This is a genomic window from Streptomyces sp. NPDC048349 (assembly GCF_040651925.1).
Lineage (GTDB): Bacteria > Actinomycetota > Actinomycetes > Streptomycetales > Streptomycetaceae > Streptomyces.
In genome coordinates this window covers 1-25,017 of the sequence record NZ_JBEZLA010000024.1, presented here as the reverse complement: position 1 = coordinate 25,017, position 25,017 = coordinate 1, and the positions used below count along the sequence as shown (strand labels likewise).

Genomic DNA, 25,017 nt, shown 5'->3' with positions numbered 1-25,017 from the left:
ACCAGGCGCAGGCGGGGGCGCGGGCTGCCGAGCCGGATGGTGTGCGGCGTGCGCTGCGGGGTGGGGCGCCGGGTCGCGGGCCGCGAGGCCGCCGGGCGTGCGGTGGCTCCGCCGCGGGGCCTGCCGGGTCCGGGCACCCGCCGCCGCGGATCCCCTGCGGGGCTCACGAGGCCACCGCCGTCACCCGGGCTGCGTGCCCAGCGGTCCGGCTCCGCCCGGGGGATCGGGGGGAGGGCGGGGTGGGGCAAGGCCCCGCAGGGCTGAGCAACGGAACCGCGGCCATCGGCGTCACGACGTCACCTGCCTGGGTTGGGGGTGGGCTGCTGCGGGGGCTGGGACCGGGGGGCCGTGGCCCCGGGGATCGGCGTGGCCGAAGGAGCGGCCGAAGGGGCGGCCGCGGCAGGGGCGGAGGGCGGCGGGGACGGTGCGGGCGGCGGCTCGGCCACCGCCGCCGTACCGGCGACCGTGCCGTCCGGGCCGATGAAGACCGGACTGCCGCCCGGGACCAGGCCCAGCTCCTGCGCCCGCCGCTGCAGCGCGTCGGGCGCCGAGTACCCGTCCACGTCACGCTGCAGCGCCTGCTCCTCGTCCGTGAGCGCGGTGGTCTCCTTCTTCAGCCTGCTCAGCTGGAAGGAGCCCTCGTTCAGCGCCGAGTTCAGCAGCAGGAGGCTGATCAGCCCGCCGGCGAGCAGCGCCACCACCAGCAGGACGAACGGCATCCGCGCCGCCTGCCCCCCGGGACGCGGACCGGGCCGCGGGCGGACGGGGCGCCCGCCGATCACCCGGCCGAGGCGCGTGACGGCCTTGCCGGCCTTGGTCACAGCCGCGCCTCCCGGATGCGTTCGACCCCGCGGAACCTCGCCGGGGCGGCCCGCCGGTTCTCGGCGATCTCCTCCTCGGTCGGCAGCTCCGCGCCGCGCGTCAGCAGCTTCAGCTTCGGCTGGTACTTCTCCGGGACGACCGGCAGCCCCGGCGGGGCCGTCGAGGCCGCGCCGGCCGCGAAGACCTGCTTCACGAGCCGGTCCTCCAGCGAGTGGTACGAGAGCACGGCGATCCGGCCGCCGACCGCGATCCGGTCCACGGCCGCCGGAATGGCCTTCTCCAGGCCCGACAGCTCCCCGTTGACCTCGATGCGCAGGGCCTGGAAGGTCCGCTTGGCGGGGTTGCCGCCGGTCCGCTTGGCGGCCTGCGGCAGCGCGTCGCGGATCAGTTCGACCAGCCGGGCGCTGTTGGTGAAGGGCTCCTTGTCCCGTTCCCGGACGATCGCGGACACGATCCGCTTGGCCTGCTTCTCCTCGCCGTACTGGCGCAGGATCCGCACGAGCTCGCCCGGGGCGTAGGTGTTGAGCACCTCGGCGGCGCTGATGCCCGTCGTCTGGTCCATCCGCATGTCCAGCGGCGCGTCCTGCGCGTACGCGAACCCGCGGTCGGCCTCGTCCAGCTGCATGGAGGAGACGCCCAGGTCGAAGAGAATGCCCTGGACGGCCGGGATGCCCAGGCCGTCGAGGACCTCGGCGAGGTCGGCGTAGATCGCGTGGACGAGGGTGGCCCGGTCGCCGAAGGGCGCGAGGCGCTCGCCGGAGAGCCGCAGGGCCTCCTTGTCGCGGTCGAGGCCGATCAGGTGCACCTCGGGGAACCGGGTCAGCAGGGCCTCGCTGTGGCCGCCGAGGCCGAGGGTGCAGTCGACGACGACGGCCCCGGGCCTCTCCAGCGCCGGGGCCAACAGGTCCAGGCACCGCTGGAGCATCACCGGGACATGTCGGGACTCGCTAGTCAAAGCGCCCTCTCAGATAACGGCGCGGCAGGCATACGCCGCGCCGCGCACGCGGAGTGTTACCAGGGGGCCGGGCGGCCGGTCAGGGCCGGGCTCCGGCCGGTTCGCGTCACTTTAGTGCAACGGTCGCCGCGGTCAACGAACCGCCCCGCGCGGCGTGCGGACGGCTCCGACCGAACCCGCAAATGCCGCGAATCACTCGGACGGCGGCCTCCTCGCCACTCCTGTGGGTTAGCTCACAACAACCCTCGTTGACCTTCTTTGTCCACCCTCACCCCGTGCCCGCACCTGCTGTGACCACTAACGTCGTAGGCATGACGACTTCCGTACCCCTGCCCGCCGACTCCGCGCCGCTCGCCGCCGAGGCCGGCTCCGTCACCGATCGGCTGGTCGCGGCGAACCGGCGGTACGCCGCGAAGTTCACCGACCCCGGCATGGACGCCCGGCCCGTCCTCCAGGTGGCGGTCGTGGCCTGTATGGACGCCCGCCTGGACCTGCACGCGGCCCTCGGCCTGGAACTCGGCGACTGCCACACCATCCGCAACGCGGGCGGCGTGGTCACCGACGACACCATCCGCTCGCTCACCATCAGCCAGCGGGCCCTCGGCACCCGCACGGTGATACTGATCCACCACACCGGCTGCGGTCTCGAACGTCTGACCGAGGATTTCCGGCACGAGCTGGAGGACGAGGTCGGCCAGCGCCCCGCCTGGGCCGTGGAGGCCTTCCGGGACGTGGACCAGGACGTCCGCCAGTCCATGCAGCGGGTCCGCACCAACCCGTTCCTGCCCCACACGGACGATGTGCGAGGCTTCGTCTTCGATGTGCACACGGGCCTCCTGCGGGAGATCGATCCCAGCTCTTGAGTGACACAAGGCCGTAACGCCGTCAACAATGCGGGGTGACGCCCCCCGGGGAACCCCCCGGGGCCGGTGTCCGTGTGTGGGGTGGGCCGGTCATGCGCCAAGGCGTCGGCCCTGGAAACGGGCCGAGGAGAATCAGGTGACGACGTATGACGACCGAGCGAGCCTCGCGGATCTGACCAGCACGGCGGAGCGGGTGCGCCGGTCGGTCGAGAGCGTGATCGAGGGCAAGCCCGAGGTCGTCCGCCTCGCGCTGACCGTGCTGCTCGCCGAGGGACACCTGCTGATCGAGGACGTCCCGGGCGTCGGCAAGACCATGCTCGCCAAGACGCTCGCGAAGTCCATCGACTGCTCGGTGCAGCGCATCCAGTTCACGCCGGACCTCCTCCCCTCCGACATCACCGGCGTCAGCATCTACGACCAGCAGCGCCGCGAGTTCGAGTTCAAGCCGGGCGCGATCTTCGCGCAGATCGTCATCGGCGACGAGATCAACCGCGCCTCGCCGAAGACCCAGTCGGCGCTGCTGGAGTCGATGGAGGAGCGTCAGGTCACCATCGACGGCACGACCTACGCGCTGCCGAGCCCCTTCATGGTCGTCGCCACCCAGAACCCGGTGGAGATGGAGGGCACCTACCCGCTGCCCGAGGCCCAGCGCGACCGCTTCATGGCCCGGGTCTCCGTCGGCTACCCCAGCCCGGAGGCCGAGCTCCAGATGCTCGACGTGCACGGCGGGCTCTCCCCGCTCGACGACCTGACGGCCGTCGCGCACGCCCACGAGGTCGTCAAGCTCATCGAGGCCGTGCGCGAGGTCTACGTGGCCGAGCCCGTCCGGCGTTACGTCGTCGACCTCGTCTCCGCCACCCGCAGCCACCCCGACCTGCGCCTGGGCGCCTCGCCCCGGGCCACCCTGCACCTGCTGCGCGCCGTGAAGGCCTCCGCCGCGCTCGCGGGCCGGGACTACGTCCTGCCCGACGACGTCCAGGCGCTGGCCGCTCCGGTCCTCGCGCACCGCCTGCTGCCCACCGCCCAGGCCCAGCTGAACCGGCGCACCGCCGAGCAGGTCGTCGGCGAGATCCTCCAGCGCACCCCCGTCCCGGCCGCACACGCCCGCGGTGAAATGCCGCCCGGCGCGGGCATCCGGGGCTTCTGATGGGCGCCGGTGCCCCGAGCGGCGCCGGCGGCGGGGCCGACCGCGGCCAGGGCGGCGGACTGCGCGCGTCGCTCTCCGGCCTGACCACCCGCGGCCGCTCCTTCCTGGCCGCCGGGATCGCCGCGGCCGTGTGCGCCTACGTGCTGGGCCAGGGCGCGCTGCTGCGGGTCGGACTGCTGCTCGCCCTGCTCCCGCTGCTGTGCGTCTACGCCCTGCACCGCACCCGCTACCGGGTCTCCGGCAGCCGCCGGCTGACCCCGGGGCGGGTCCCCGCGGGCGCCGAGGCCCGGGTGCAGCTGCGCATGGACAACACCTCGCGGCTCCCCACCGGACTGCTGATGCTGCAGGACCGGGTGCCCTACGTCCTCGGGCCGCGCCCGCGGTTCGTCCTGGACCGGGTCGAGCCCGGCGGCCGCCGCGAGGTGTCCTACCGGGTCCGCTCCGACCTGCGCGGCCGCTACCCCCTGGGCCCGCTCCAGCTGCGGCTGGCCGACCCCTTCGGGCTGGTCGAGCTGACCCGCTCGTTCAGCAGCTTCGACACCCTGACCGTCATCCCGCGCACCGAGCCGCTGCCGCCGGTGCGCCTGTCCGGCGAGTCCTCCGGCTACGGCGACGGCTCCCGGCGCTCGCTGGCGCTGGCCGGCGACGACGACGTGATCCCGCGCGGCTACCGGCGCGGCGACGACCTGCGCCGGGTGCACTGGCGCTCCACCGCCCGCTACGGCGAGCTGATGGTGCGCCGCGAGGAGCAGCCCCAGCGCAGCCGGGCCACCGTCCTGCTCGACACCCGGCAGCTCGCCTTCGAGGGCGCCGGTCCCGACTCCGCCTTCGAGTGGGCCGTCTCCGCGGCCGCCTCCAGCCTGGTCCACCTCCTGGAGCAGGGCTACGCGGTCCGGCTGCTCACCGATACCGGGGACAGCGTGCCCGGTCCGGGCGGCGGCGGCTTCTCCTCGGGCGGGCACGAGTCCGCGGAGGCCGCCGGCCTGATGATGGACACCCTCGCGGTCGTCGGGCACTCGGACGGCGCCGGCCTCTCCCGGGCCTACGACGCGGTGCGCGGCGGGGGCGGCGGCGGTTTCGGCGAAGCCGGCGGTGACGGGCTTCTCATCGCCTTCTTCGGAGACCTGGACGACGTACAGACGGAGCTGGCGGCCCGGATGCGCCAGCGCACCGGGGGCGCCGTGGCCTTCCTGCTGGACTCCGCGACCTGGGCCGGGCAGCCCGCACGGGACCTGCCCCCGGTGGAACAGCGGCTGCACAGGCTGCGCGACGCGGGCTGGACGGCGCTCGCCGCCCCTCCCGGGGCCGCCTTCGGCGAGCTGTGGCGGCACGCGGGCACCACCGCGTTCGGTACGGGAACCTCGGGAGGCCGGGTATGAGCGGGCGCGCGAGAGTGACGCTGTTCGCGGCGCTGGCGACGCTGCTCACCGCCTGGTCGCTGGTCCCGCTGGTCGAATCGGCGGGCTGGCTGCTCCAGGCGGCGCTGCTGCTGGCCGTGCAGAGCGCGGTGGGGGCCGGGGCCCGGCGGGTTCCGCTGGCGCGAGCGCTGACGGTGGCCGCGCAGCTGCTGGTGTCGCTGCTGATCCTCGCGGTCCTCTTCGCCGGGAAGGGCGAGTCTACCGGGAGCGGCCCGCTGGCCTACCTGGTGACCGACTTCGGGGCGCTGTACCAGCGGGGCGTGCAGGACGTGAGCGAGTTCGCGATCCCGGCCCCGCTCACGGACGGCATCCGGCTGCTGCTGGTCTCCGGGGTCCTGCTGATCGGGCTGCTGGTGGACACCCTGGCGGTGACCCTGCGCACGGCCGCCGCGGCGGGGCTGCCGCTGCTCGCGCTGTACTCGGTGGCCGCGGGCCTGTCGGGCGGCGGGAACGCCTCCTGGTTCTCCTTCCTGCTGGCGGGCTGCGGCTACCTGATGATGCTGCTGGCCGAGAGCCGCGACCGGCTGGCGCAGTGGGGCCGGGTCTTCGGCGCGGCCCCGCGCGAGCGGGTCTCGGCCGCCTCGGGGCTGGGAAGCGGCAAGGAGGGGCGGCTCACGGCCCCGGTCCGCACCGGTCGGCGGATCGGCGCGGTGGCCCTGGGCCTGGCGCTGGCGGTGCCGGCGGCGCTGCCCGCGCTCGGCGGCGGACTGATGGGCGGTCCGGGCGACGGCGAGGCGGCCGAGGGCGGTGTGGGCGGGACGATCTCGGCGGTGAACCCGCTGGTCTCCCTGCAGAGCAACCTGAACGCGCAGGACAACCGGGTGGTGCTCAAGTACCGGACCGACAACCCGCAGCAGGGTGAGCAGTACCTGCGGATCCTGGCGCTGGACGAGTTCAACGGGACCAAGTGGGAGGCCTCGGGGCGGGCCCTGTCCGACGTGCCGCCGCGGCTGCCGAACCCGCCCGGCCTCAGCGGGGACGTCCGCCAGTCCGCGGCCGAGGTGCAGACCAACGTGTCGGCGGCGGACAACTACACGCAGCGCTACCTGCCCATGCCGTACCCGGCGACCTCGGTCGACATCAAGGGCAGGTGGCGGTTCGAGCCGGCCGGGCGGACCCTGGTCGGCGACCAGCTGGGCAAGGACAGGTTCCAGAACGTGCAGGGGGCGCAGTACTCCGTACGGAGCCTGCTGCTCAAGCCGACGGCGCAGCAGCTGCGCAACGCGCCGGAGCCGGATCCGGCGGTCCTCGCCGAGTACACGAAGCTGCCGGAAAACCTGCCGCAGGTGGTGCCCGACACGGCCCGCCAGGTGACGCAGGGGGCGAAGGACGACTACACGCGGGCCGTGAAGCTCCAGGACTTCTTCGCCGTGAACGGCGGGTTCCGCTACAACACGAAGACGGCCTCGGGCACCGGTCCGCAGGCGGTCGCCCGGTTCCTCGCCGACAAGGAGGGCTTCTGCGTCCACTTCGCGTTCTCGATGGCGGCGATGTCCCGTTCACTGGGCATCCCGGCGCGGGTGGCCGTGGGCTTCACCCCGGGCGAGAAGCAGTCGGACGGCAGCGTCAACGTGTCGATGCGGGACGCGCACGCCTGGCCAGAGCTGTACTTCGAGGGCGTGGGGTGGACCCGGTTCGAGCCCACGCCCCGGGCGGGCATCAACGTGCCGGACTACTCCCGGGCGCAGGCCCCGGCGGCCCAGCCGTCCGCGCCCACGGCGCTGCCCTCGCAGGGGGCGGCGCAGCCTTCGGCCGCGCCGTCGAAGGCGGACGACTGCCCGCCGGAGCTGAAGAAGCTCGGCGAGTGCGGTGCGACCGCGCCGAAGCAGGACGCGTCCGGTGGCGGCGGCACCTCGCTGTCGGCGGTCCTCGGCTGGGCCGGGGCGGCGGCGGCGGTCCTGGGTCTGCCGCTGCTGCCGCTGCTGTGGCGCAGCCGGGTGCGGGCGCGCCGGCTGGGCGCCGGGGAGGTGTCCGCGGCGTGGCGGGAGCTGGGCGACGCGGCGTGGGACGTGGGCGTGCGGCCGGACGAGGCGCTGTCGCCGCGCCGGGCGGCCGTTCGGATGGCCGACCTCGGGCGGCTGGACGCGGAGGCCGCGGCAGCGGTGCACCGGGTCGCGGGGGCGCTGGAGCGGCGCCTGTACGCGCCCCCGGCCGCGGCCGCCTCCTACCCCGGGCTGGCGCAGGACGTCCTGCTGGCCCGCGCGGGCCTGCTGGCCGGGGTCGGCGGGCCGGCCCGGCTGCGTGCCCTCCTGCTGCCGCGCTCGGCGGCCCGGCTCGCGTGGTCGGCGTCCCGCCGTTGGGCGTCCCTGGCCTCGGCGGTCTCCGCGCGCCTGACGGCCCTGCGCCTGCCCCTCCCCCTGCGGGGCCGCGGCTGACGGACCCCTGCGGCGGCCCGGAGCACCCGGCGGACGCACGAACGCGGCGAGGCTCGATCCCCCCGAGCCCCGCCGCGTTCGCGTACTGCGTCACGGAGGAGGTACCCGGTCCGCTCCGCAGCCCCGTGTCGGCGGTGCGGGCCGGGCCTCCTGTCCGTTGCCCCCAGTCTGGCGTCCGCGCAGGTGGGGGCCCATCCGCGCAGGTACTCATTTCCGTGCCTAGGTACGGATACTCAGCCGCCGCGGCGGGCCCCACCAGTTGTACGGGCTCCGCCGCCCGGGCGGCACCGCCGACTGGGGGTCAGTGCCCGCTGACCCGGCCCCGCAGCAGCAGCGACAGCGCCGAGTGCACGTCGTCCAGGGACCGCTCGCTCTGGAAGGACTGCCAGTCCAGCGCCGCCACCAGCACCATCCCCACCAGCGCGGCGGCGGTCAGCGGCACGTCGATCTCGGCGCTCAGCTCACCGCGTTCGACGCCCTCCCGCAGCACCGTCTCCACGACGGCCACCGCCTCCTGCCGGACGACCATCAGCGTGGACTGCCACGCCCGGTTGGTCCGCCACAGCTCGGCCACGTACAGCTGGGTGAAGGCCGGGTAGCGGTCGATGAAGACGAGGCCGGCCCGGATCATCGCGTCGAGCGCCTCGACGCGGCTGCCGCCGCGCGCCTCCGTCTCCTCGGCGGCGGTCCGCAGCGAGACGGTCAGCAGGCCGACCCCGTGCCGCAGCAGCTCCTCGAAGAGGTCGTTCTTGCTCGCGAAGTTGTAGTAGACGGTGCCCTTCGCCACGCCCGCGCGCTCGGCGATCTCCTCGACCGTGGTCGCGGAGAAGCCCTGCTCGGCGATCAGGGTGACGGCCGCTTCGTAGAGCTTCTGGCGGGTCGCCTGCCGCCGGCTGCCGACGGCGGAGGTGCTGCTGCGTTCCATGGCGCTGATTCTCACAGGTCACCGGCTCCTCAGAGGCTCAGTTCCGGGTGCAGCCGGTCCATGGTCCACACCTGCTTGCCGCGGGCGGCGAGTGCGGTGAGGGCCAGGGCGCCGGCCGTGAAGGCCACCAGGACCGCGCCGCCCTGCCACACGGGGGCGAGGTCGCCGCCCGTGATGAGGCGGCGCAGGCTCTCCACGACGTACGACATCGGCAGGTACGGGTGGATGGCGTTGAAGAAGCCCGGGCTGGTCTGTACGGGGTAGGTGCCGCCCGCCGAGGTCAGCTGGAGCATCAGGACGGCGAGCACCAGGATCCGCCCGGCGGCGCCGAACTTGGCGTTGAGCCACTGGACGATCGCCGCGAAGCAGCCGGTGACCAGCATCAGGAAGCCGACGGTGAGGGCCGGGCGGGCCATCTCCAGGCCGAGACCCCAGTGGAGCACGGCCATGAGCAGGCCCACCTGCGCGGCGCCGAGGCCCGCCACGGGCAGCCAGCCGGCGAGGGCGATCCGCCAGGGCGAGGCTCCGGCGGCCAGGGCCCGGCGGTTGAGCGGGGCGATGAGCATGTAGGCGACCATCGCGCCGACCCAGAGGGACAGCGGGATGAAGTACGGGGCGAAGCCGGTGCCGTAGTTGGGCGCCTTGTGCAGGGACTGGTTGGCGAGCCGGACCGGATCGGCCATGACCTCGGTGCGGGCGTCGCGCTGCTGCTGGTCGTAGTCGGGGATCTTGTCGGCGCCCTGGTGCAGGCCGCCGGCGAGCTCACCGCTGCCGTCGACGAGCTTGTACATGCCGCCGCTCAGGGTGTGCGCGCCGTCGCCGAGCTTGCCCACGCCCTCCTGGAGGGCGCCGGAGCCGGTGGTGGCGGTGCCGAGGCCGGTGTGCAGCTGGGCCATGCCGGAGGCGACCTGGTGGGCGCCGTCGTTGAGGGCGTTGACCTCGGCGACGGCCGCTTCGAGGTCGGAGGCGAGGCCGGGGGCCTTGTCGACGAGGAGGCGGGCCTTCTTCTCCAGGTCCGTCAGCTGGGTGCGGAGCTTGGCGACGTCGCCGTTCGCGTTCTTGACGAGGGTGCTGACGTCCCCGGCGAGTTCGGCGGCCTCGGCCGCGTCGTCCTTGATCTTCTTCAGGTCGGGGCAGGAGGCCAGGTGCGGCTCCTTGCCGGGGGTGACGCAGTGCTTGGTGTAGTACGCGTCCGCGCCGGCGGAGGCCTTTTTGGCGGCGGAGGCCGCGGCCGGGGCCTTCTCGGCGAAGGTGTCGAGGTGGTTCTTGACCACCTTCGCGGTGTCGGCGACCAGCTCGGCGGTGTCCGCCAGGTTCTTGGGGTCCCGGACGAAGGGGCGGGCCTTGTCGGCGGCGCCGTTGACCGTGTTGGCGAGCTTCTGGGTGCCGGCGGCGACGTCCTTGGAGCCCTTTTCCAGCTTGGCGGCGCCCGAGTTGAGCTTCTGCAGGCCGCCCGCGAGCTCGCCGCTCTTCTGCTCGGCCGTGTCGAGGCCGTCGGCGAGCTCCTTCGCGCCCTCCTGGGCCTTGCCCGCGCCGTCCTTGAGCTGGTCGGCGCCGTCGGCGGCCTCGGCGGTCTTGTCGTGCAGGTCGGAGAAGTTCACGAAGATCTTGTCGAGGAACCCGCGGGAGGCATTGGTGGACGCCGCCGAGCGGACCTCGGAGAAGACGGTGCGCGAGATCGAGCCGACGATGTAGTTGTTGGCGTCGTTGGTGCGGACCTGGAGGGCGCCGGTGGCGGGGTCCTCGCCCGCGCTGGAGGCGATCTTCTCGCTGAAGTCGGCCGGCATGGTCAGGGACAGGTAGTACGTCCCGTTCTCCAGGCCCTTGGCGGCCTCCTGCGCGCTGACCTCGTGCCAGTCGAAGGTCTTGCTGTCGTGGAGCTTCTTGGTGATCTCGTCGCCGGCGTCGATGCGCTTGCCGTCGACGGTGGCGCCCTGGTCGGAGTTGACGAGGGCGACGGGCACCTTGTCGAGGCGGCTGTACGGGTCCCAGAAGGACCAGAGGTACAGGGCTCCGTAGAGCAGTGGCAGCAGGAGCAGCGCGACGAGGGCGGCCCGGGGCAGCTTCCCCCGCCCGAACCGCTTCAGCTCAAGCGCGGCCAGCTTCGGCGAGCGCATCGTCCGCCCCCTTCGTGTCTTCGGTGTCGGTGTCGGTGTCCGTGTCGGTGCCGGTGTCCGTGTCCGTGTCGGTGTCCGGGTCGGTGCCGGTGTCCGTGTCGGTGTCCGTGGCCGTCCGGGTGCCGTCGTTCTCGGCTGCGGCCCCGGCCCCGTCCGCCCCGTCGGCCGGCCCCGCCGGGCCGGTCCGCAGGACGAGCGCATCGTCGGGGGCCTCGCTGCACACCGCGAGGACGGTGGTCCCGGCGGCGGCGACCCGGCGGAGCAGGGCCCAGGCCTCGGCGCGCTCGGCGTCGGAGAGCTTCAGGTCGAGGTCGTCCAGGGCCAGCAGCCGCGGCGAGCCGAGCAGGGCGATGGCCACGGACAGCCGTACGGACTCCAGGCGCTCCAGGTCCCGTACGGAGGTGCGGGGCCCCTTGGGCAGGGTGGCGAGGTCCAGTCCCGCGGTGTCCAGGGCGGCGGCGATCCGGGCCGCGGCGCTCGCGCGGCGCTCGCCGCGGGGGCGCAGCAGGGCGCGGACGGGACCCTCGTAGCGGCGCTGGAGCAGGGCGCCCTCGCGCAGCTGCTCGGCGACGGTGAGGGCCTGGTCGAGCTCGTTGACCCCGCTGACCGGGCCGAGGGCGGCGATCCGGCGGACCGCGGCCATCCTCTTCGGCAGTCTGTGGCGGCCGACCTCGGCGTGTCCCTCGGTGGGCTTCATCCGTCCGGTGAGCGCCAGGAGCAGGCAGGTGCGGCCGCTTCCGGAAGGGCCCTCGACCGCGATGAGCGAGCCGGGCTCCGCGTCGATGCCGATGCCCCGGAAGGCCCAGCCGCGCGGTCCCTTGAGTCCGAAGCCCTCGGCTTTGACGGCCGCGCCGTGCGGGCTGTCCACACCGTCCCCCTTCTTTTTAAACTGACCGGTCAGTTCAAAAACTACCAGCTTTCTTCGCACCAGGTGCCCAGCGGGGGGCAGTTACCCCCACAGAACCCACAAAATCGCAGGTCAGCGCGATTGTCAGTGGGGGCGGTCACGATGGAGGCAACGCATCGACAGGAGGTTCGTCATGGCCACACCGTCCCCGTCCCCTGTCCACCCGGTCCTGCGGAGGTCGGCGGCTCCGCCGGCAGCCCTCGACCTGCTCGCCAAGGCCCGCAACGGCCTGGCCGAGGCCGCCCTGCTCCCCCGGCCCAACGAGCGGTACGCCACCGCCCACCTGGCCGCGCTGCGCGCCGCAGCCGCGGTGCTCGCCGCCCGCGGGCGGCCCGAACCGGTGAACCCCCGGCGGCGGCCGAGGATCCGCAGCGCGTGGGAGGTCCTGCCGGAGATAGCGCCGGAGCTGGCCGAGTGGAGTGCGCTCTTCGCCTCCGGCGCCGCGCGCCGGGCCCGGGCCGAGGCGGGGATACCGGACGCGGCGGGCAGCCGGGACGCGGACGATCTGGTGCGCGCGGTCTCGATGTTCCTGCGCCTGGTGGAGCGGATGCTCGCGATCCAGCCGCCGCAGCAGACACTGCCGCAGCCCCGCCCGGAACGGCCCGAGGCGGGATGAGCCGAAGGGGGCCGAGGAGGGGTGAGCCGAAGGGGCTCGAGGCGGGATGAGCCGAGGGGGCCCGAGGAGGGGTGAGCCGAAGGGGCCCGAGCCCAAAGACGGGCCCTGCGTGCGGAAGGCAATAAGGTGGGGCCGGGTGGGGCACTGACCGCTCACCCCTTGCCTACCGCGCCGAGGAGCCATCTGCCGTGTCGGACACTTCCCGCCCCCGTGCCTCCCTCCGCACCGCCGTGGTGTGGGAGGTCCTCAAGGAGGCGCTCGACCGCCGGGTGAAGGCGACCGGCCGGGATGTCCTGGACGTGCTCGACACCGGCGGCGGCACCGGGAAGTTCGCCGTGCCGGTGGCCCGTCTGGGCCACCGGGTCACCGTGGTCGACCCCAGCCCGAACGCACTGTTCGGGCTGGAGCGCCGGGTGGCCGAGGCCGGCGTCGCCGACCTCGTCCGCGGGGTCCAGGGCGACGCCCAGGGCCTGTTGGACGTGGTCGAGCGGGACGCCTACGACGTCGTGCTCTGCCACGGCGTGCTGGAGTACGTGGACGACCCGGCCGAGGGCGTCGCCAACGCGGTGGCGGCCCTGCGCCCCGGCGGCGTCCTGAGCCTGCTGGCCGCCGGACTCGGCGGAGCCGTGCTCGCCCGCGCGCTGGCCGGGCACTTCACGGAGGCCCGTACCGCCCTCACCGACCCGGCCGGCCGCTGGGGCTCGGGCGACCCGGTGCCCCGCCGCTTCACCGCCGAGACGCTCGCCGAGCTGGTCGGCGGGGCCGGCCTGGCGGTCGGCGCCGTCCACGGGGTGCGGATCTTCGCCGACCTCGTCCCGGGTGTGCTGGTGGACACCGAGCCGGGCGCCGTGGAGGCGCTGATGCGCCTGGAAGAAGCCGCGGCGGAGCTGCCGGCCTTCCACGCGGTGGCCACGCAGTTGCACGTCCTGGGCGAGAAGCAGTCCTGATCTGCGATCTTCCTCGGGCGGAGTCGGCCACACACCCTCCGAACCGCCGATCGGCCCCGTATGATCGGGGCAGTGACCGGCATGGCGGACGTGCCATTGGGGAATAAGCGCCTCAGTGACCGTTCCCGCGGCGGCACGGATCGTTTTCAAGCTGGTCCAAGACTGATCCACGACTGATCTATTTGAGAACGTGGCGTAGAGGGCGGGTATCACGGGGGCGATTCCCCGCCTATCCTGAAGGGGACCCCTGGTCGCTACCCCCCGCGACCGACGGATGAGGAGGACTCCCGTGCCGCTCTCGGAGCACGAGCAGCGAATGCTCGAGCAGATGGAGCGAGCGCTGTACGCCGAAGATCCCAAGTTCGCGACAGCGCTTGAGGGAAGCGGGCTGCGCACGTACACCCGGCGACGGGTCTACCAGGCAGTCGCAGGCATTGTGGTCGGTATCGCGCTCCTCATGGCCGGTGTGATCTGGCAGGACGTGCTCTGGGTCAGTGTGGTGGGGTTTCTCGTCATGCTGGGCTGCACGGTCCTCGTGGTCACCGGTTGGCGCAAGGCACCCAAGCCTGGCGAGCAGCCCGTCTCCGGAAGTGCAGGCGGTTCGGCCCGTGGCCAGAACCGGCAGCGTCGGTCGATGATGACCCGCATCGAGGAACGGTGGCAGCGCCGCCGCGACGAGCAGGGGCAGTAGCCCCGGACAGCGTGCGTGAGGGGACGGAAGCCTGCGGGCTTCCGTCCCCTCACTGCTCTGCGGCCGTTGCGCGGTGTGCCCGCTCTGGCCGCCCTTTCTACGGCATGATGATCAGATGAGTGTGCTCCCCCTGGTCTTCACCAGCGGCTGGGCCAGTGGGATCAACGCATACGCCGTGGTCCTCCTGCTCGGCATCTTCGGCGCGACCGGCCTGACCGACGAGGTTCCGGCCTCGCTGCAACGCACCGACGTGCTGATCGTCGCGGGCGTGCTGTTCCTGTGCGAGGCGGTCGCCGACAAGATCCCGTACGTGGACTCGGTCTGGGACGCGGCCCACACCGTGATCCGCCCGGTCTCCGGCGCCGTCGTGGGCGCGCTGCTGGCCGGCCAGAGCGGTTCGCTCTCCGACATCGCCGCCGGTGCGGTGGGCGGATCCACCGCCCTGGTCAGTCACTTCGTCAAGGCCGGCACCCGGATGGCGATCAACACCTCGCCCGAGCCGCTCAGCAACATCGTGGTGAGCACCGCCGAGGACCTCGGGGTGGCCGGCCTCGTCACCTTCGCGATGTTCAACCCCGAGGCCGCCGCGATCATCGCGGCCGTCCTGCTGGCCGCCGGCCTCGCCCTGCTGATCTTCCTCTGGACCCGGATCCGCCGCTTCCTGCGCCGCCGCGCCCAGCGCCGTGAGGAGAAGCGCCTCGCCGCCGAGGCCCGGGCCCACACCACCGGGGCCCCACCCCGCTGACCCTGCCGACCGCCCTCGATAGGCTCCTGCGCATGGCACGAATTGCGGTGATCGGCGCCGGGATGGGCGCGATGGCGACGGCGGCCCGGCTGGCCGTGGCAGGGCACCGGGTGACGGTGTACGAGCGCGGGGCGACGTACGGGGGCGCCGTCGGACGGTACGAACGCGAGGGCTTCGCCTTCGACACCGGACCCGGCCTGCTGCACCTGCCCGCCGTCTACCGCGACCTGTTCGTCAAGACCGGCAAGCGGTCGCTGGAGACCTGCGTGGACATGGCGCAGGTGGACCCGGCCGTCCGGCACGTCCTGCCGCACCACGGCGTGGACGTCTCCCTCCCCGGCGCCTCACGCGGCGGCGTGGCCGCCGCCCTCGACGCTGCCTTCGGCCAGGGCGCGGGCGAGCGCTGGAACGGCGTGCTGGGCCGTGCCCGCGACGCCTGGGACGCCACCCGCCGCCCCCTGCTGGAGGAGCCGCTGCCTGCGGATCCCCGGGCCCTGGCCGCCGACCCGTACCCCGCCCTGCGCCGCAGCGGCCTGCTGCGCCGGCGGCCCCCCACCCTCGCCGAAGTGGCCGGCCGGGAGCTGGGCGGCGGCCTCGGGGAGCTGCTGACCGGCCTGGTGGGCGCGTACGGGATCGACCCCGCCCGGGCCCCCGGCTCCGCCGCGGTGCTGCCGTACATGGAGCAGACCTTCGGCAGCTGGTACGTGCGCGGCGGGATGCGCGCGCTGGCCACCGCCGTCCACGAGCGCTGCCGGGAGCGGGGGGTGGAGTTCGTCTTCGGCGCGGAGGTCCGGGAGGTCCGCACCGCCGGGGGCCGTGCGGCCGGTCTGCTGCTGGCCGACGGCAGCGAGGTGGAAGCCGACTCGGTCGTCTGCGGGATCGACCCGCGGCTGCTGCCGCAGGCCCAGGGGCCCCTTCCGCGCGAGGGGGTGCCCGCCCGCGGGGAGGACCTGCCCAGCCGGCTCACCCTCTTCCTCGCCCTGAGCGGCGCCCGCCCCGCGGGAACCGTCCACCGCACCCTCGTGCACTCCGCCGGCCTGGACGTCACCGTCCTGCGCCCCGAAGACCCTGCGACCCGCCCCGACGCGGACCACGAGGCGGTCACCGTGACCGCCGTGTGCGGACCGGGGGACGCGCGGGACGCCACGCCCGAGGGGCTGCTGGAACTCGCCGGGAAGGCCGTACCGGGGCTGCGGGAGCGGCTGCTGTGGCACGAGGCGCACACCCCCGCCGACATCGAGGCGGCCACCGGCGCCCCGGGCGGCTCGGTGCCCGCCCCCGCCCTCGCGGGCGCCGGGGGGCGGCTGCTGTACCCGGCCAACACCACGGCCGTGGCGGGGCTGTACCGCGCGGGCGGCTGGGCGCATCCCGGCGGCGGGCTGGCGCACGCGGGGATGACCGGCGCGCTGGTGGCCGGGCTGATCGTGGAGGGCGCCGGGTTCCGCGGCTCCCAGTGACCGGCACCGGCACGGGCTCGTGGCACCGGCTCCCGGTGACCGGCCCGCGTCCGGCCGGGTCTCAGTAGCGGTACTGCTCGTACTCGCCCTGCTGCGGGTACGGGTACTGCTGCGGCTGCTGGGCCTGCTCGTCCGCCGGGTAGGGCTGGGCGCCCCCGTCGGTGGAGCGCTGCTGCGGGACCCAGACCCCGCCGGGCGGGGTGTCCGTGGAGTACTGCTGCTGCCCGTAGTCGGGGTACTGCGGGTAGGCGGAGTACCCCGCGTAGTTCGCGTCGTTGGCGTAGTCGTAGGCCCCGGGCTGGCCGATGCCCCCGCCGGTGCCGATGTACGGGTCCGAGTAGGCGGCGTAGACCTGCTGCTGCTCGCCCGTCTGATAGCCGCCGGAGTAGTCGTACCCGGTGCCCCCGCCCTGGCCCGTGGGGTCGTAGTAGGCGGCGTACTGGTGGGCGTCCTGCTCGCCCGTGCCGAACTGCGGGGCGAAAGCGGCCGTCTGGCCCGCGTCGGGGGCGAAGCTCTGTATCCCGTAGGAGCCGGTGTCGTCGGGCATCGGCTGCGGGCTGTAGACCTCGTCGGCCGCGGCCTGGAACTGCCGCGCGGAGGCGCGGACTTCATGCCCGTCGGCGGCCCCGTCCACGGACCCGTCCGCGCCCTCGTACTCCAGCGCGGTGACCCGGAGCGCCGGTTCCGGACGCGGGCCGCCGGAGCGGCGGCGCCCGGACTGCCGTACGGGTTCCCCGCCGCGCCGCAGCGCCCAGCCGGCCTCGAAGCCCTTGCGGAAGGACAGCGTCACCAGGGTCTGGCCCACCGCGAACGCGGCCGCGCCGGCGCCGATGACCGGCACCGACGGCAGGACCACCCCGGCGACCACGCCGAGGAAGCCGGTGAAGGCGAGCAGGCGCCAGCGGAGCCGGGCCTTGTACTGCATCAGGACCTCGGCAAGCAACCACAGCGCGACGAAGCCGAACGCGATGTAGAGGACCGTCATACCCATGCATGGCCCCTCTCGGTACGGCCGGCCGCCCAGGGAACGGGGGCCCGCCGGTCAGGCCCGCTGGTGCAGGCCCAGGTTCTCGTAGATCTCGAGAGACGCCGTGGAGTTGTTCAGCGTGATGAAGTGCAGCCCTGGGACACCCTCGGACAGCAGCCGCGCGCAGAACTCCGTGGCGAACTCGATGCCAATGGAGCGTACAGCGGCCGGGTCGTCCTTGACGGCGAGCATGCGGTCTTTCACGTCCGCGGGGAAGAGCGCGTTGCTGAGTTGGGGCAGCCGGTCGAGCTGCTTGATGCCCACAACAGGCATGACCTCGGGGATGATCGGGGTCTCGCAGCCCGCCTTCTCGACGCTGTCGCGCAGCCGCAGATAATTCTCCGGATCGAAGAACATCTGGGTGATCGCATAGTCGGCGCCCGCGCGGCACTTGTCCACGAAATACCGGATGTCCGTATCCCAGTCCGTCGAACGCGGGTGCATCTCGGGGAAGGCGGCGACGCCGACGCAGAAGTCGCCGGACTCCTTGAGCAGCCGGACCAGGTCGGCGGCGTAGTGCACGCCGTCCGGGTGGGCCTTCCACTCGGCCATCGGGTCGCCCGGCGGGTCACCGCGCAGGGCGAGCATGTTGCGGATTCCGGCGTCGGCGAACTGGCCGATGACGTGGCGCAGCTCGGCGACGGAGTGGTCCACGGCGGTGAGGTGGGCGACCGGGGTCAAGGTGGTGTCCGAGGCGATCTGCTCGGTGGCCCGGACGGTGCCGCCGCGGGTGGAGCCGCCGGCTCCGTAGGTCACGGAGACGAAGCTCGGGGACACCGCCTCGACCCGGCGCAGCGCGTTCCAGAGGTTGCGTTCGCCCTTCTCCGTCTTGGGGGCCCAGAACTCGAAGGAGTACGAGCGCCCGGACGCGAGGAGGTCGCGGACCGTGTGTGCACGATCCGACCAGGTGGAAGCGGTACCAGAGGCCATACGGGCAGGTTAGACGCGGCCTGCCGGTCACCGAAGCGGTGTCCATGTTTTGGACACGTTTTTGGACACCCGGGCTGCCGGGGGCCGCCCTAGCCGAGGCGGGCGCGGACGCGCTTGGCCAGGTCCGCGGCGGCCGCACCGGGGTCGGAGGCCTCGGTGAGGGCACGGACCACGACGACGCGGGTGGCTCCGGCGTCCAGCACCTCGTCCAGATTTCCGCTGTCGATGCCGCCGATGGCGAACCAGGGCCGGTCCTGCTCGAGCGAGGCCGTGTACCGGACGAGTCCGAGGCCGGGGGCGTGGCGGCCGGGCTTGGTGGGGGTGGGCCAGCAGGGGCCGGTGCAGAAGTAGTCCACGCCGGGCTCGGCCACGGCCGCGTCGACCTCGGCCTCGGCGTGGCAGGAGCGGCCGATGAGGACGGAGTCGGGGCCGCCGAGGATGGCGCGGGCGGCGGGTACGGGGATGTCGCCCTGGCCGAGGTGGAGCACGTCGGAGCCGATGGCGTGGGCGACGTCGGCCCGGTCGTTCACGGCGAGCAGCTTGCCGTGGCGGCGGGCGGCCTCGGCGAACACCTGGAGGTGTTCGAGCTCCTCCCCCGCCTCCATGCCCTTGTCCCGGAGCTGGACGATGTCCACGCCGCCGGCCAGGACGGCGTCCAGGAACGCCGGGAGGTCACCCTGCCGCTTGCGGGCGTCCGTGCACAGGTAGAGCCGGGCGTCGGACAGCTGCATGGGTGTACCCCCCGTGATGGAGGCGGTGTACGGGCCGCCGGGGCCCGCACACCGCGGTGGAGCGGATGCGGATCGGGTCAGAGGGCGAGCGCCTGGGCGCGACGCTTGACCTCCGTGCCGCGATTCTCGCTCAGCGCCTGCGCGGGGGTGCCGGGCAGGGTCGGGTCCGCCGTGAAGAGCCACTCCAGGATCTCCTCGTCGGAGAAGCCGTCGTCGCGCAGCACGGTCAGCAGACCGACGAGGCCCTTCACGACCTTGTCGCCGTCGATGAAGGGGGCCGGCACCTGCAGGGCGCGGTTCTCACCCCGGCGCACGGCGATCAGCTGGCCCTCCTTGACCATCTGGCGGACCCGGGTCACCTCGATGTCGAGCATCTCCGCGATGTCGGGGAGGTAGAGCCATGAGGGGACAAGGGAATCGATCTTTGCGTCAATCTCGGTCACGGGGACAAGCCTGCCACCTCGGATCGGCCGCCGGTACCGGAGCGAGCCGTCCGGGTCGCGGAGCCGGTCGCCCGCGGCTGCGCGGTCAGGCCGGTGCCGACTTCAGCGCGGTCCCGGGGTCGCGGACCTTGGCGGGGTCGACGGGCACCCCCGTCTCGATCAGGCGGCGGCCCTGCGCCAAGTCGCGGGGCCGGCCGACGGCCAGGACCGCCACCAGGGCGCCGTCCGCCAGCCAGCACACCGACCAGGCCGGATCCGCCGGGTCGCCCCGCCACAGCAGGGTGTCGGCCCCGCCGTGGTGACCGGCGTACTGGACGAAGCGTCCGAACTGCTCGGACCAGAAGTACGGGACCGGGTCGTAGGCCTCGACCGGCTCCCCGGCCAGGATGTTCGCGGCGACCGTCCGCGGCCCCTGGAGCGCGTTGTCCCAGTGGTGCACCAGCAGCCGGGTGCCGTAGCGGGCCGAGGGGAAGGAGGCGCAGTCGCCGACCGCGTACACCCCGGGCAGCGAGGTCCGCAGGTGGGCGTCGGCGGTGACCGAGCCGTCCGCGCCGAGCTCCACGCCGGTCCCGGCCAGCCACCCGGTGGCGGGGCGGGCGCCGATGCCCACGACCACCGCGCCCGCCGGCAGGGTGCGCCCGTCCGCGAGCAGCACCCGGCCCTCCTCGACCCCGGCGACCTTCGCTCCGGTGATCAGCTCGGCGCCCGCCTGCCCGTACCAGCCGGCCATCGGCTCGGCCACCTCGGCGGGCAGCGCGCCCGCCAGGACCCGGTCCGCGGCCTCGACCACGGTCACCTCGCAGCCCGCCTCCCGGGCGGCGGTGGCGAACTCCGCGCCGATCCAGCCGGCGCCGACGACCACGACCGACGGCGCGGCCGCCAGCACGGGGCGCAGCCGCGCCGCGTCGTCCAGGGTGCGCAGCAGGTGCACGCCCTGGACCCCGTCGGTTCCCGGCAGGGTCAGCGGCTGCGCACCGGTGGCCAGGACGAGGACCTCGTAGGGGACCGGCCCCGCCTCGGTGTCCAGCTCGCGTGCGGCGGCCCGCAGCCCTGTGACCTCCACGCCGAGCCGCAGGGCGATGCCCAGCCCTTCGAAGTCCACGTCGAAGGCCGAGTCCTCGGCCTTGCCGAGCAGGACCGCCTTGGACAGCGGGGGCCGGTCGTAGGGCTGGTGGGGCTCGGCGCCCAGGAGGGTCAGGGGCCCGGTGAATCCGCGCTCGCGCAGGGCGACCGCGGTCTGCACACCGGCCATTCCGGCGCCCACGATGACGACGCCGCTCTCAGTCTGTTCCGTCTGCTCGTTCACCTGGACACCCTATTCACCTGACGGGCCGTCAGGAATAGGCGCCCCTTACCCGCCGTCCACGGCGGGGTTAGTCTGGCCACCGTACCTATCGCGGGAGTCCGGGCGCACCGGGCTGAGAGGGAGGCTGGACGGCCTCCGACCGTACGAACCTGATCCGGGTCATGCCGGCGAAGGGAGGGGCTGGACGCCCATGCACTCATCTCGAAAGGGATCCGACGTCCTCGTCATCGGGGGCGGGATCATCGGGCTCGTCACCGCCTGGCGGGCCGCCCGGCGGGGCCTGCGCACCGTACTGGCCGACCCGGCCCCCGGCGGCGGGGCCGCCCAGGTCGCGGCCGGGATGCTCGCCCCCGTCACGGAGCTGCACTACGGCGAGGAGGCCCTGCTGGGCCTCGGCCTGGCCTCCGCCGCCCGGTATCCGGAGTTCGCCGCCGAGCTCGCCGAGGCGAGCGGCGGTCTGGACATCGGCTACCGCGCCTGCGGCACCCTCGCCGTCGCCCTGGACGCCGACGACCGGCTCCACCTGCGCGAGCTGCACGCCCTCCAGCGCCGCTGCGGCCTGGACTCCGAATGGCTCACGGGCCGTGAATGCCGCCGCCTGGAGCCGATGCTGGCCCCGGGCGTGCGCGGCGGGCTGCGCGTGGACGGCGACCACCAGGTCGACCCGCGCCGGCTCGCCGCGGCCCTGCTGGCCGCCTGCGAGCGCGCCGGGGTGGGCGTCCACCGGGCGGGCGCGGAGCGGCTGCTGGTCGCCGGGGACCGGGCGGCCGGCGCCCTGCTCGACGACGGCACGCAGCTGCGGGCGGACCAGGTGGTGCTGGCTGCGGGCTCGCTCAGCGGCCGGCTGGCCGGCGTACCGCCGGAGGTGGCGGCCCCCGTACGGCCGGTGAAGGGGCAGGTGCTGCGCCTGTCGGTGCCGCCCGCCTACGCGCCGTTCCTGTCGCGGACCGTGCGGGCGGTCGTGCGCGGCAGCCACGTCTACCTCGTGCCGCGCGAGAGCGGCGAACTGGTCATCGGCGCCACCAGCGAGGAACTCGGCTGGGACACCACGGTCACGGCGGGCGGGGTCTACGAACTCCTGCGCGACGCCCATGAACTGGTGCCCGGCATCACCGAACTCCCGCTGGTGGAGACCCGGGCGGGACTGCGCCCCGGTTCCCCCGACAACGCCCCGCTGCTCGGCCCGACCGACCTGCCGGGCCTGCACCTGGCCACCGGGCACTACCGCAACGGGGTGCTGCTGACCCCGCTCACCGGCGAGGTGATGGCCGATCTGCTGACCACCGGCGAACTGCCGCCGATCGCCCGCCCCTTCACCCCCCGCCGGTTCTCCGTCGCACGTCAGGAGTCGTACGCATGACCATCTCCGTCAACGGCGAGCCGCGCGAGATCGCGGCCGGCACCACGCTCGACGCGGTGGTCGCCACCCTGACCGCGGCGCCCTCCGGGGTCGCCGCCGCACTCAACGAGACCGTGGTCCCCCGCGGGCAGTGGCCGGCCACGCCGGTGGGCGACGGCGACCGGGTCGAGATCCTCACCGCGGTCCAGGGAGGCTGAGCGAAATGGCGGACGACCTCTTCACGCTCGGCGGCCGGACCTTCTCCTCCCGCCTGATCATGGGTACGGGCGGGGCGCCGAGCCTGGACGTACTGGAACGGGCCCTGGTGGCCTCCGGCACCGAACTCACGACGGTGGCGATGCGGCGGCTGGACCCGACGGTCCAGGGCTCCGTCCTCTCCGTGCTTGCGAAGCTCGGCATCGCGGTGCTCCCGAACACGGCCGGCTGCTTCACGGCGGGCGAGGCCGTGCTGACGGCGCGCCTCGCGCGGGAGGCCCTGGGCACGGACTGGATCAAGCTGGAGGTGGTCGCGGACGAGCGGACCCTCCTGCCGGACGGGGTCGAGCTGCTGGACGCGGCCGAGACCCTGGTGGACGAGGGCTTCACGGTGCTGCCCTACACGAACGACGACCCGGTGCTCGCGCGCAAGCTGGAGGACGTGGGCTGCGCGGCGATCATGCCGCTGGGGTCGCCGATCGGGTCGGGGCTGGGCATCCGCAACCCGCACAACTTCGAGCTGATCACGGAACGGGCCGGGGTCCCGGTGATCCTGGACGCGGGGGCCGGCACGGCGTCCGACGCGGCGCTGGCGATGGAGCTCGGCTGCGCGGCGGTGATGCTGGCCTCGGCGGTCACCCGCGCCCAGGAGCCGGTGCTGATGGCTGCCGCCATGCGGGACGCGGTGTCGGCGGGGCGGCTGGCGTTCCGCGCGGGACGCATCCCCCAGCGCCGCTTCGCCCTCGCCTCGTCCCCGACCTCGGGCCTCCCGACCCTGGACCCGGAACGCCCGGCGTTCTAGGGGGCGGGGGGTACGGGTTCACGCGTGCGCGGGACTTTCACCCCCTCGAGCAGCCGCCCCCGGCCCGCGGTTGCCCACCCGCCCCCTCGGCGGCGGTGCGGGGCGGACCGTCTTGCCGGGCGGGGGCTTCGGGGGGCCTGATTCCGGTCGATGCCGATCAGGGAGGGTTTGGGGGTTTCCCGCCAGTCCCATAGTCCTTCCGGGCCGGGCCGGCCTGTCAAGGGCGCTCCTTCGTCGCGTCGCTTCGCGATGGCCTCCGGCCACCCTTGACAGACCGTCCCGCCCCGGAAAGACAAGGACTGACGGGAAGCCCCCAAAAGAACGGTCCACTGGTTCACGATCACAGCCATTCGCCATCAGGGACCGGCTCCCAGGTTGCAGGGAGCCACGCCCCCGCCCAGCCCCATGACCCCCGAAGGCGGGGCCGGCGGGCGCATCAAATCGCTACGCGCTCCTCACATCTCAGCGTCCGACGGCCGTCCGGGGTCCAACCCGCACCAGACAGCGACCAGAAGCACCCGGCGAGACGGGCGGCGCGTCAAATCGCTACGCGCTCCTCCTATCTAGGCGTCCGGCGGCCGTCTGTGGCTCAACCCGAACCAGACAGCGACCAGAAGGGCATTCCACGCGGTGGGCGCGTCAGATCGCTACACGCTCCCCATCGACCGCGTCCGACAGTCGTCTTGAGCTACATCGGCGGGCTGGATGTTGTCGACTGCGGTGGTGAATTCGCGGCCGGAAGTGCCCCGGATGTACGCCAGTTCCATCCAGTGCTCGTAGACGACGGAATCCGACACGTTCTCGTTGATCACGGCCATCAGTTCGCCCTCGACTCCGGACGCGATGTCGCGCACCCGACGCCGCAGGAGTCGGTGCGGCACGTACTCGTAGCACTCACTCATCGGACACCTTCCCAAAGGTGTCGAGGAAGCGCTCCCAGCCGACCAGCGCCCGGTCGAGCAGATCCGAACTGGGGTTGACCACTGCGGCCACCCATACCAACGCGTCCGTGGCAGGGGCTGTTGTGTCGACCGGACGGGACGGGCAGTGCGCTATCCCTGGCCATAGGGTGTCTAGAGAAGAGAAGGAGTGATCGGTTTCATGACCACCCAGGGCAGCGCCCGCCGGCCGAAGTACCAGCGGATCGCCGATGCGCTGAGGACGGCCATCCAGTCGGGCGAGTACAGGCCGGGGGACCGTCTGCCAGGCGAGAACGATCTGATGGCCACGTACGAGGTCGCCCGGATGACCGCACGTCAGGCCCTCGGCGTACTCCAGAACGAAGGCCTCGCGGAGGCGCGGAAGGGCGCTGGTGTCTTCGTCCGGGCGTTCAAGCCCCTGCGGCGGCGCGGTATCCAGCGGCTGGCACAGGAGCAGTGGGGGTCGGGCCGTTCGATCTGGTCCACCGATACGGAAGACCGAGAGCTCGTCGTCGATCAGATCGATGTGCGCGAAGAGGAGGCGGACAGCTGCATCGCCGATGCCCTCGACATTCCCCCAGGGTCTCGGGTCTGGGTGCGCAGCCGTCGCTTCGTCCTTGATGGCAAGCCGGTGCTCTTCGCAATCTCGTACCTGCCGTCGGACCTCGTCGCCGACTCTGCCATCACCCAGACCGACACCGGCCCCGGTGGCGCGTACGCGCGCCTGGCCGAGCTGGGCCACAAGCCCGTTCACTTCCGCGAGGAGGTGCGCTCCCGTATGCCGTCAGCCGACGAGGCCGAGCGGCTCGCGCTCACCATGGGTACGCCTGTCATCCAGATCGTCCGCACGGCGTTCGCCGAGGGCGGGCGGGTCGTTGAGGTCAACGAGATGATCCTGGACTCCGCTTCCTACGTGCTGGAGTACGACTTCGATGCCTAGTCCGAAGCACTCCGTATTGGTCGCCGGCGCGGTGGTGCGTGACGACTGCCGACTGCCGGCGATCCGCCGAGCGGACAACGGGACGTGGGAGCTGCCTGGCAGAGTGCTGGAGCTGGCGCTGTCGCGTGATGGAGACGCTCATAGGGACGGTGGGCGGCATATGAGCAGCCCGCCACGACTGTCGGACGCGGTCGGTGGGGAGCGCGTAGCGATCTGACGCGCCCCACCGGCCCGGATGTGCCTCTGGTCGCTGTCTCGTGCGGGTAGTTCACCCCAGACGGCCTGAGGTTGTTCCGGTTTGGCGGACATCCGGAGATCTGGGCGCGTGCCCGGGAAGGGATGTCCATGATGGAGAACATGGCGAACAGGAAGCCGCGC

24 protein-coding genes, 1 pseudogene and 1 riboswitch are annotated in these 25,017 nt (G+C 73.4%); of the genes and pseudogenes, 14 read left to right on the top strand and 11 right to left on the bottom strand.

Annotated elements, in window-relative coordinates:
* Positions 1-296: 296 nt before the first annotated feature.
* Positions 297-719 (bottom strand): hypothetical protein, encoded by a 423-nt coding sequence (locus AB0D44_RS15620; protein ID WP_362590325.1) that lies wholly within the window; start codon positions 717-719, stop codon positions 297-299.
* 98 nt (positions 720-817) lie between these two features.
* Positions 818-1,777 carry a 16S rRNA (cytosine(1402)-N(4))-methyltransferase RsmH gene (gene rsmH, locus AB0D44_RS15615; RefSeq protein ID WP_362590176.1) on the bottom strand — a complete coding sequence of 320 codons (960 nt, stop codon included), beginning with the start codon at positions 1,775-1,777 and terminating at the stop codon, positions 818-820.
* 311 nt (positions 1,778-2,088) lie between these two features.
* On the opposite strand from rsmH, the gene AB0D44_RS15610 reads away from it, so the two are divergent.
* The 4 genes from AB0D44_RS15610 to AB0D44_RS15595 all read left to right on the top strand — a co-directional run bounded on the left by AB0D44_RS15610 (position 2,089) and on the right by AB0D44_RS15595 (position 7,580).
* Positions 2,089-2,640: a carbonic anhydrase gene (locus tag AB0D44_RS15610; RefSeq protein ID WP_362590173.1), complete on the top strand. Its 552-nt coding sequence runs from the start codon at positions 2,089-2,091 to the stop codon at positions 2,638-2,640.
* Positions 2,641-2,776: 136 nt separating this feature from the next.
* A complete protein-coding gene (locus AB0D44_RS15605) occupies positions 2,777-3,787 on the top strand; it encodes a MoxR family ATPase (RefSeq protein ID WP_362590170.1) in 1,011 nt (336 codons plus the stop codon).
* Positions 3,787-5,166, top strand: coding sequence for a DUF58 domain-containing protein (locus AB0D44_RS15600; protein ID WP_362590167.1), 1,380 nt, complete (start codon positions 3,787-3,789; stop codon positions 5,164-5,166). The genes AB0D44_RS15605 and AB0D44_RS15600 overlap by 1 nt, the downstream gene beginning before the upstream one ends.
* Positions 5,163-7,580: a DUF3488 and transglutaminase-like domain-containing protein gene (locus tag AB0D44_RS15595; RefSeq protein ID WP_362590164.1), complete on the top strand. Its 2,418-nt coding sequence runs from the start codon at positions 5,163-5,165 to the stop codon at positions 7,578-7,580. The genes AB0D44_RS15600 and AB0D44_RS15595 overlap by 4 nt, the downstream gene beginning before the upstream one ends.
* A 301-nt stretch (positions 7,581-7,881) precedes the next feature.
* Here the strand turns inward: AB0D44_RS15595 and AB0D44_RS15590 are convergent, their stop codons facing one another.
* Genes AB0D44_RS15590 through AB0D44_RS15580 form a run of 3 tightly spaced genes read right to left on the bottom strand, consistent with a single transcriptional unit; the run spans position 7,882 to position 11,490 of the window.
* On the bottom strand, positions 7,882-8,505 hold the full coding sequence (locus AB0D44_RS15590; RefSeq protein ID WP_362590161.1) for a TetR/AcrR family transcriptional regulator: 624 nt from the start codon (positions 8,503-8,505) through the stop codon (positions 7,882-7,884).
* Positions 8,506-8,534: 29 nt separating this feature from the next.
* Complete coding sequence (locus AB0D44_RS15585) at positions 8,535-10,622, bottom strand: YhgE/Pip domain-containing protein (protein WP_362590158.1); 2,088 nt, start codon at positions 10,620-10,622, stop codon at positions 8,535-8,537.
* Positions 10,594-11,490: an ATP-binding cassette domain-containing protein gene (locus tag AB0D44_RS15580; RefSeq protein WP_362590155.1), complete on the bottom strand. Its 897-nt coding sequence runs from the start codon at positions 11,488-11,490 to the stop codon at positions 10,594-10,596. Before AB0D44_RS15580 ends, AB0D44_RS15585 begins: the two co-directional genes overlap by 29 nt.
* 172 nt (positions 11,491-11,662) lie before the next feature.
* Here AB0D44_RS15580 and AB0D44_RS15575 point away from each other — a divergent pair, with 172 nt between their 5' ends.
* From AB0D44_RS15575 to AB0D44_RS15555, 5 genes are all read left to right on the top strand, one after another.
* Positions 11,663-12,145, top strand: a complete 483-nt coding sequence (locus AB0D44_RS15575; RefSeq protein WP_362590152.1) for an SAV_6107 family HEPN domain-containing protein — start codon at positions 11,663-11,665, stop codon at positions 12,143-12,145.
* A 188-nt stretch (positions 12,146-12,333) separates the two neighbouring features.
* Entirely contained in the window at positions 12,334-13,092 is a 759-nt protein-coding gene (locus tag AB0D44_RS15570) for a methyltransferase (RefSeq protein WP_362590149.1), read from the top strand.
* A gap of 289 nt (positions 13,093-13,381) precedes the next feature.
* On the top strand, positions 13,382-13,783 hold the full coding sequence (locus AB0D44_RS15565; protein ID WP_069919935.1) for a DUF3040 domain-containing protein: 402 nt from the start codon (positions 13,382-13,384) through the stop codon (positions 13,781-13,783).
* Between the two features lie 115 nt (positions 13,784-13,898).
* The gene (locus AB0D44_RS15560) at positions 13,899-14,528 is read left to right on the top strand and encodes a DUF4126 domain-containing protein (RefSeq protein ID WP_362590146.1); all 630 of its coding nucleotides are present in this window, start codon (positions 13,899-13,901) and stop codon (positions 14,526-14,528) included.
* A 32-nt stretch (positions 14,529-14,560) separates the two neighbouring features.
* Positions 14,561-15,985: an NAD(P)/FAD-dependent oxidoreductase gene (locus AB0D44_RS15555; RefSeq protein WP_362590143.1), complete on the top strand. Its 1,425-nt coding sequence runs from the start codon at positions 14,561-14,563 to the stop codon at positions 15,983-15,985.
* 61 nt (positions 15,986-16,046) lie between these two features.
* On the opposite strand, the gene AB0D44_RS15550 is transcribed toward AB0D44_RS15555, so the two are convergent.
* From AB0D44_RS15550 to AB0D44_RS15530, 5 genes are all read right to left on the bottom strand, one after another.
* Positions 16,047-16,976 (bottom strand): hypothetical protein, encoded by a 930-nt coding sequence (locus AB0D44_RS15550; protein ID WP_362590140.1) that lies wholly within the window; start codon positions 16,974-16,976, stop codon positions 16,047-16,049.
* 51 nt (positions 16,977-17,027) lie between these two features.
* Complete coding sequence (gene metF / locus AB0D44_RS15545; protein WP_362590137.1) at positions 17,028-17,942, bottom strand: methylenetetrahydrofolate reductase [NAD(P)H]; 915 nt, start codon at positions 17,940-17,942, stop codon at positions 17,028-17,030.
* Positions 17,943-18,031: 89 nt separating this feature from the next.
* Positions 18,032-18,673 carry a thiamine phosphate synthase gene (gene thiE / locus AB0D44_RS15540; protein WP_362590134.1) on the bottom strand — a complete coding sequence of 214 codons (642 nt, stop codon included), beginning with the start codon at positions 18,671-18,673 and terminating at the stop codon, positions 18,032-18,034.
* Between the two features lie 77 nt (positions 18,674-18,750).
* Complete coding sequence (locus AB0D44_RS15535; RefSeq protein ID WP_362590131.1) at positions 18,751-19,116, bottom strand: Rv2175c family DNA-binding protein; 366 nt, start codon at positions 19,114-19,116, stop codon at positions 18,751-18,753.
* 85 nt (positions 19,117-19,201) lie between these two features.
* Positions 19,202-20,368 (bottom strand): FAD-dependent oxidoreductase, encoded by a 1,167-nt coding sequence (locus AB0D44_RS15530; protein ID WP_362590322.1) that lies wholly within the window; start codon positions 20,366-20,368, stop codon positions 19,202-19,204.
* Between the two features lie 134 nt (positions 20,369-20,502).
* Positions 20,503-20,615: riboswitch (TPP riboswitch) on the top strand.
* Here AB0D44_RS15530 and thiO point away from each other — a divergent pair.
* From thiO to AB0D44_RS15515, 3 genes are all read left to right on the top strand, one after another.
* Positions 20,613-21,782, top strand: a complete 1,170-nt coding sequence (gene thiO, locus AB0D44_RS15525; protein WP_362590128.1) for a glycine oxidase ThiO — start codon at positions 20,613-20,615, stop codon at positions 21,780-21,782. (Overlaps the previous riboswitch by 3 nt.)
* Positions 21,779-21,979: a sulfur carrier protein ThiS gene (gene thiS, locus AB0D44_RS15520; protein ID WP_362590125.1), complete on the top strand. Its 201-nt coding sequence runs from the start codon at positions 21,779-21,781 to the stop codon at positions 21,977-21,979. Before thiO ends, thiS begins: the two co-directional genes overlap by 4 nt.
* Before the next feature lie 5 nt (positions 21,980-21,984).
* Complete coding sequence (locus AB0D44_RS15515) at positions 21,985-22,779, top strand: thiazole synthase (protein WP_362590122.1); 795 nt, start codon at positions 21,985-21,987, stop codon at positions 22,777-22,779.
* Positions 22,780-23,426: 647 nt separating this feature from the next.
* Here the strand turns inward: AB0D44_RS15515 and AB0D44_RS15510 are convergent.
* Complete coding sequence (locus AB0D44_RS15510) at positions 23,427-23,681, bottom strand: hypothetical protein (protein WP_362590119.1); 255 nt, start codon at positions 23,679-23,681, stop codon at positions 23,427-23,429.
* A 199-nt stretch (positions 23,682-23,880) separates the two neighbouring features.
* Between AB0D44_RS15510 and AB0D44_RS15505 the strand changes: the two genes are divergently transcribed.
* On the top strand, positions 23,881-24,639 hold the full coding sequence (locus tag AB0D44_RS15505; protein WP_362590117.1) for a GntR family transcriptional regulator: 759 nt from the start codon (positions 23,881-23,883) through the stop codon (positions 24,637-24,639).
* Positions 24,632-24,754, top strand: a pseudogene (locus AB0D44_RS15500) (NUDIX hydrolase); the annotation flags it as partial. The gene AB0D44_RS15505 and the pseudogene AB0D44_RS15500, both read left to right, overlap by 8 nt.
* Positions 24,755-25,017: the final 263 nt, after the last annotated feature.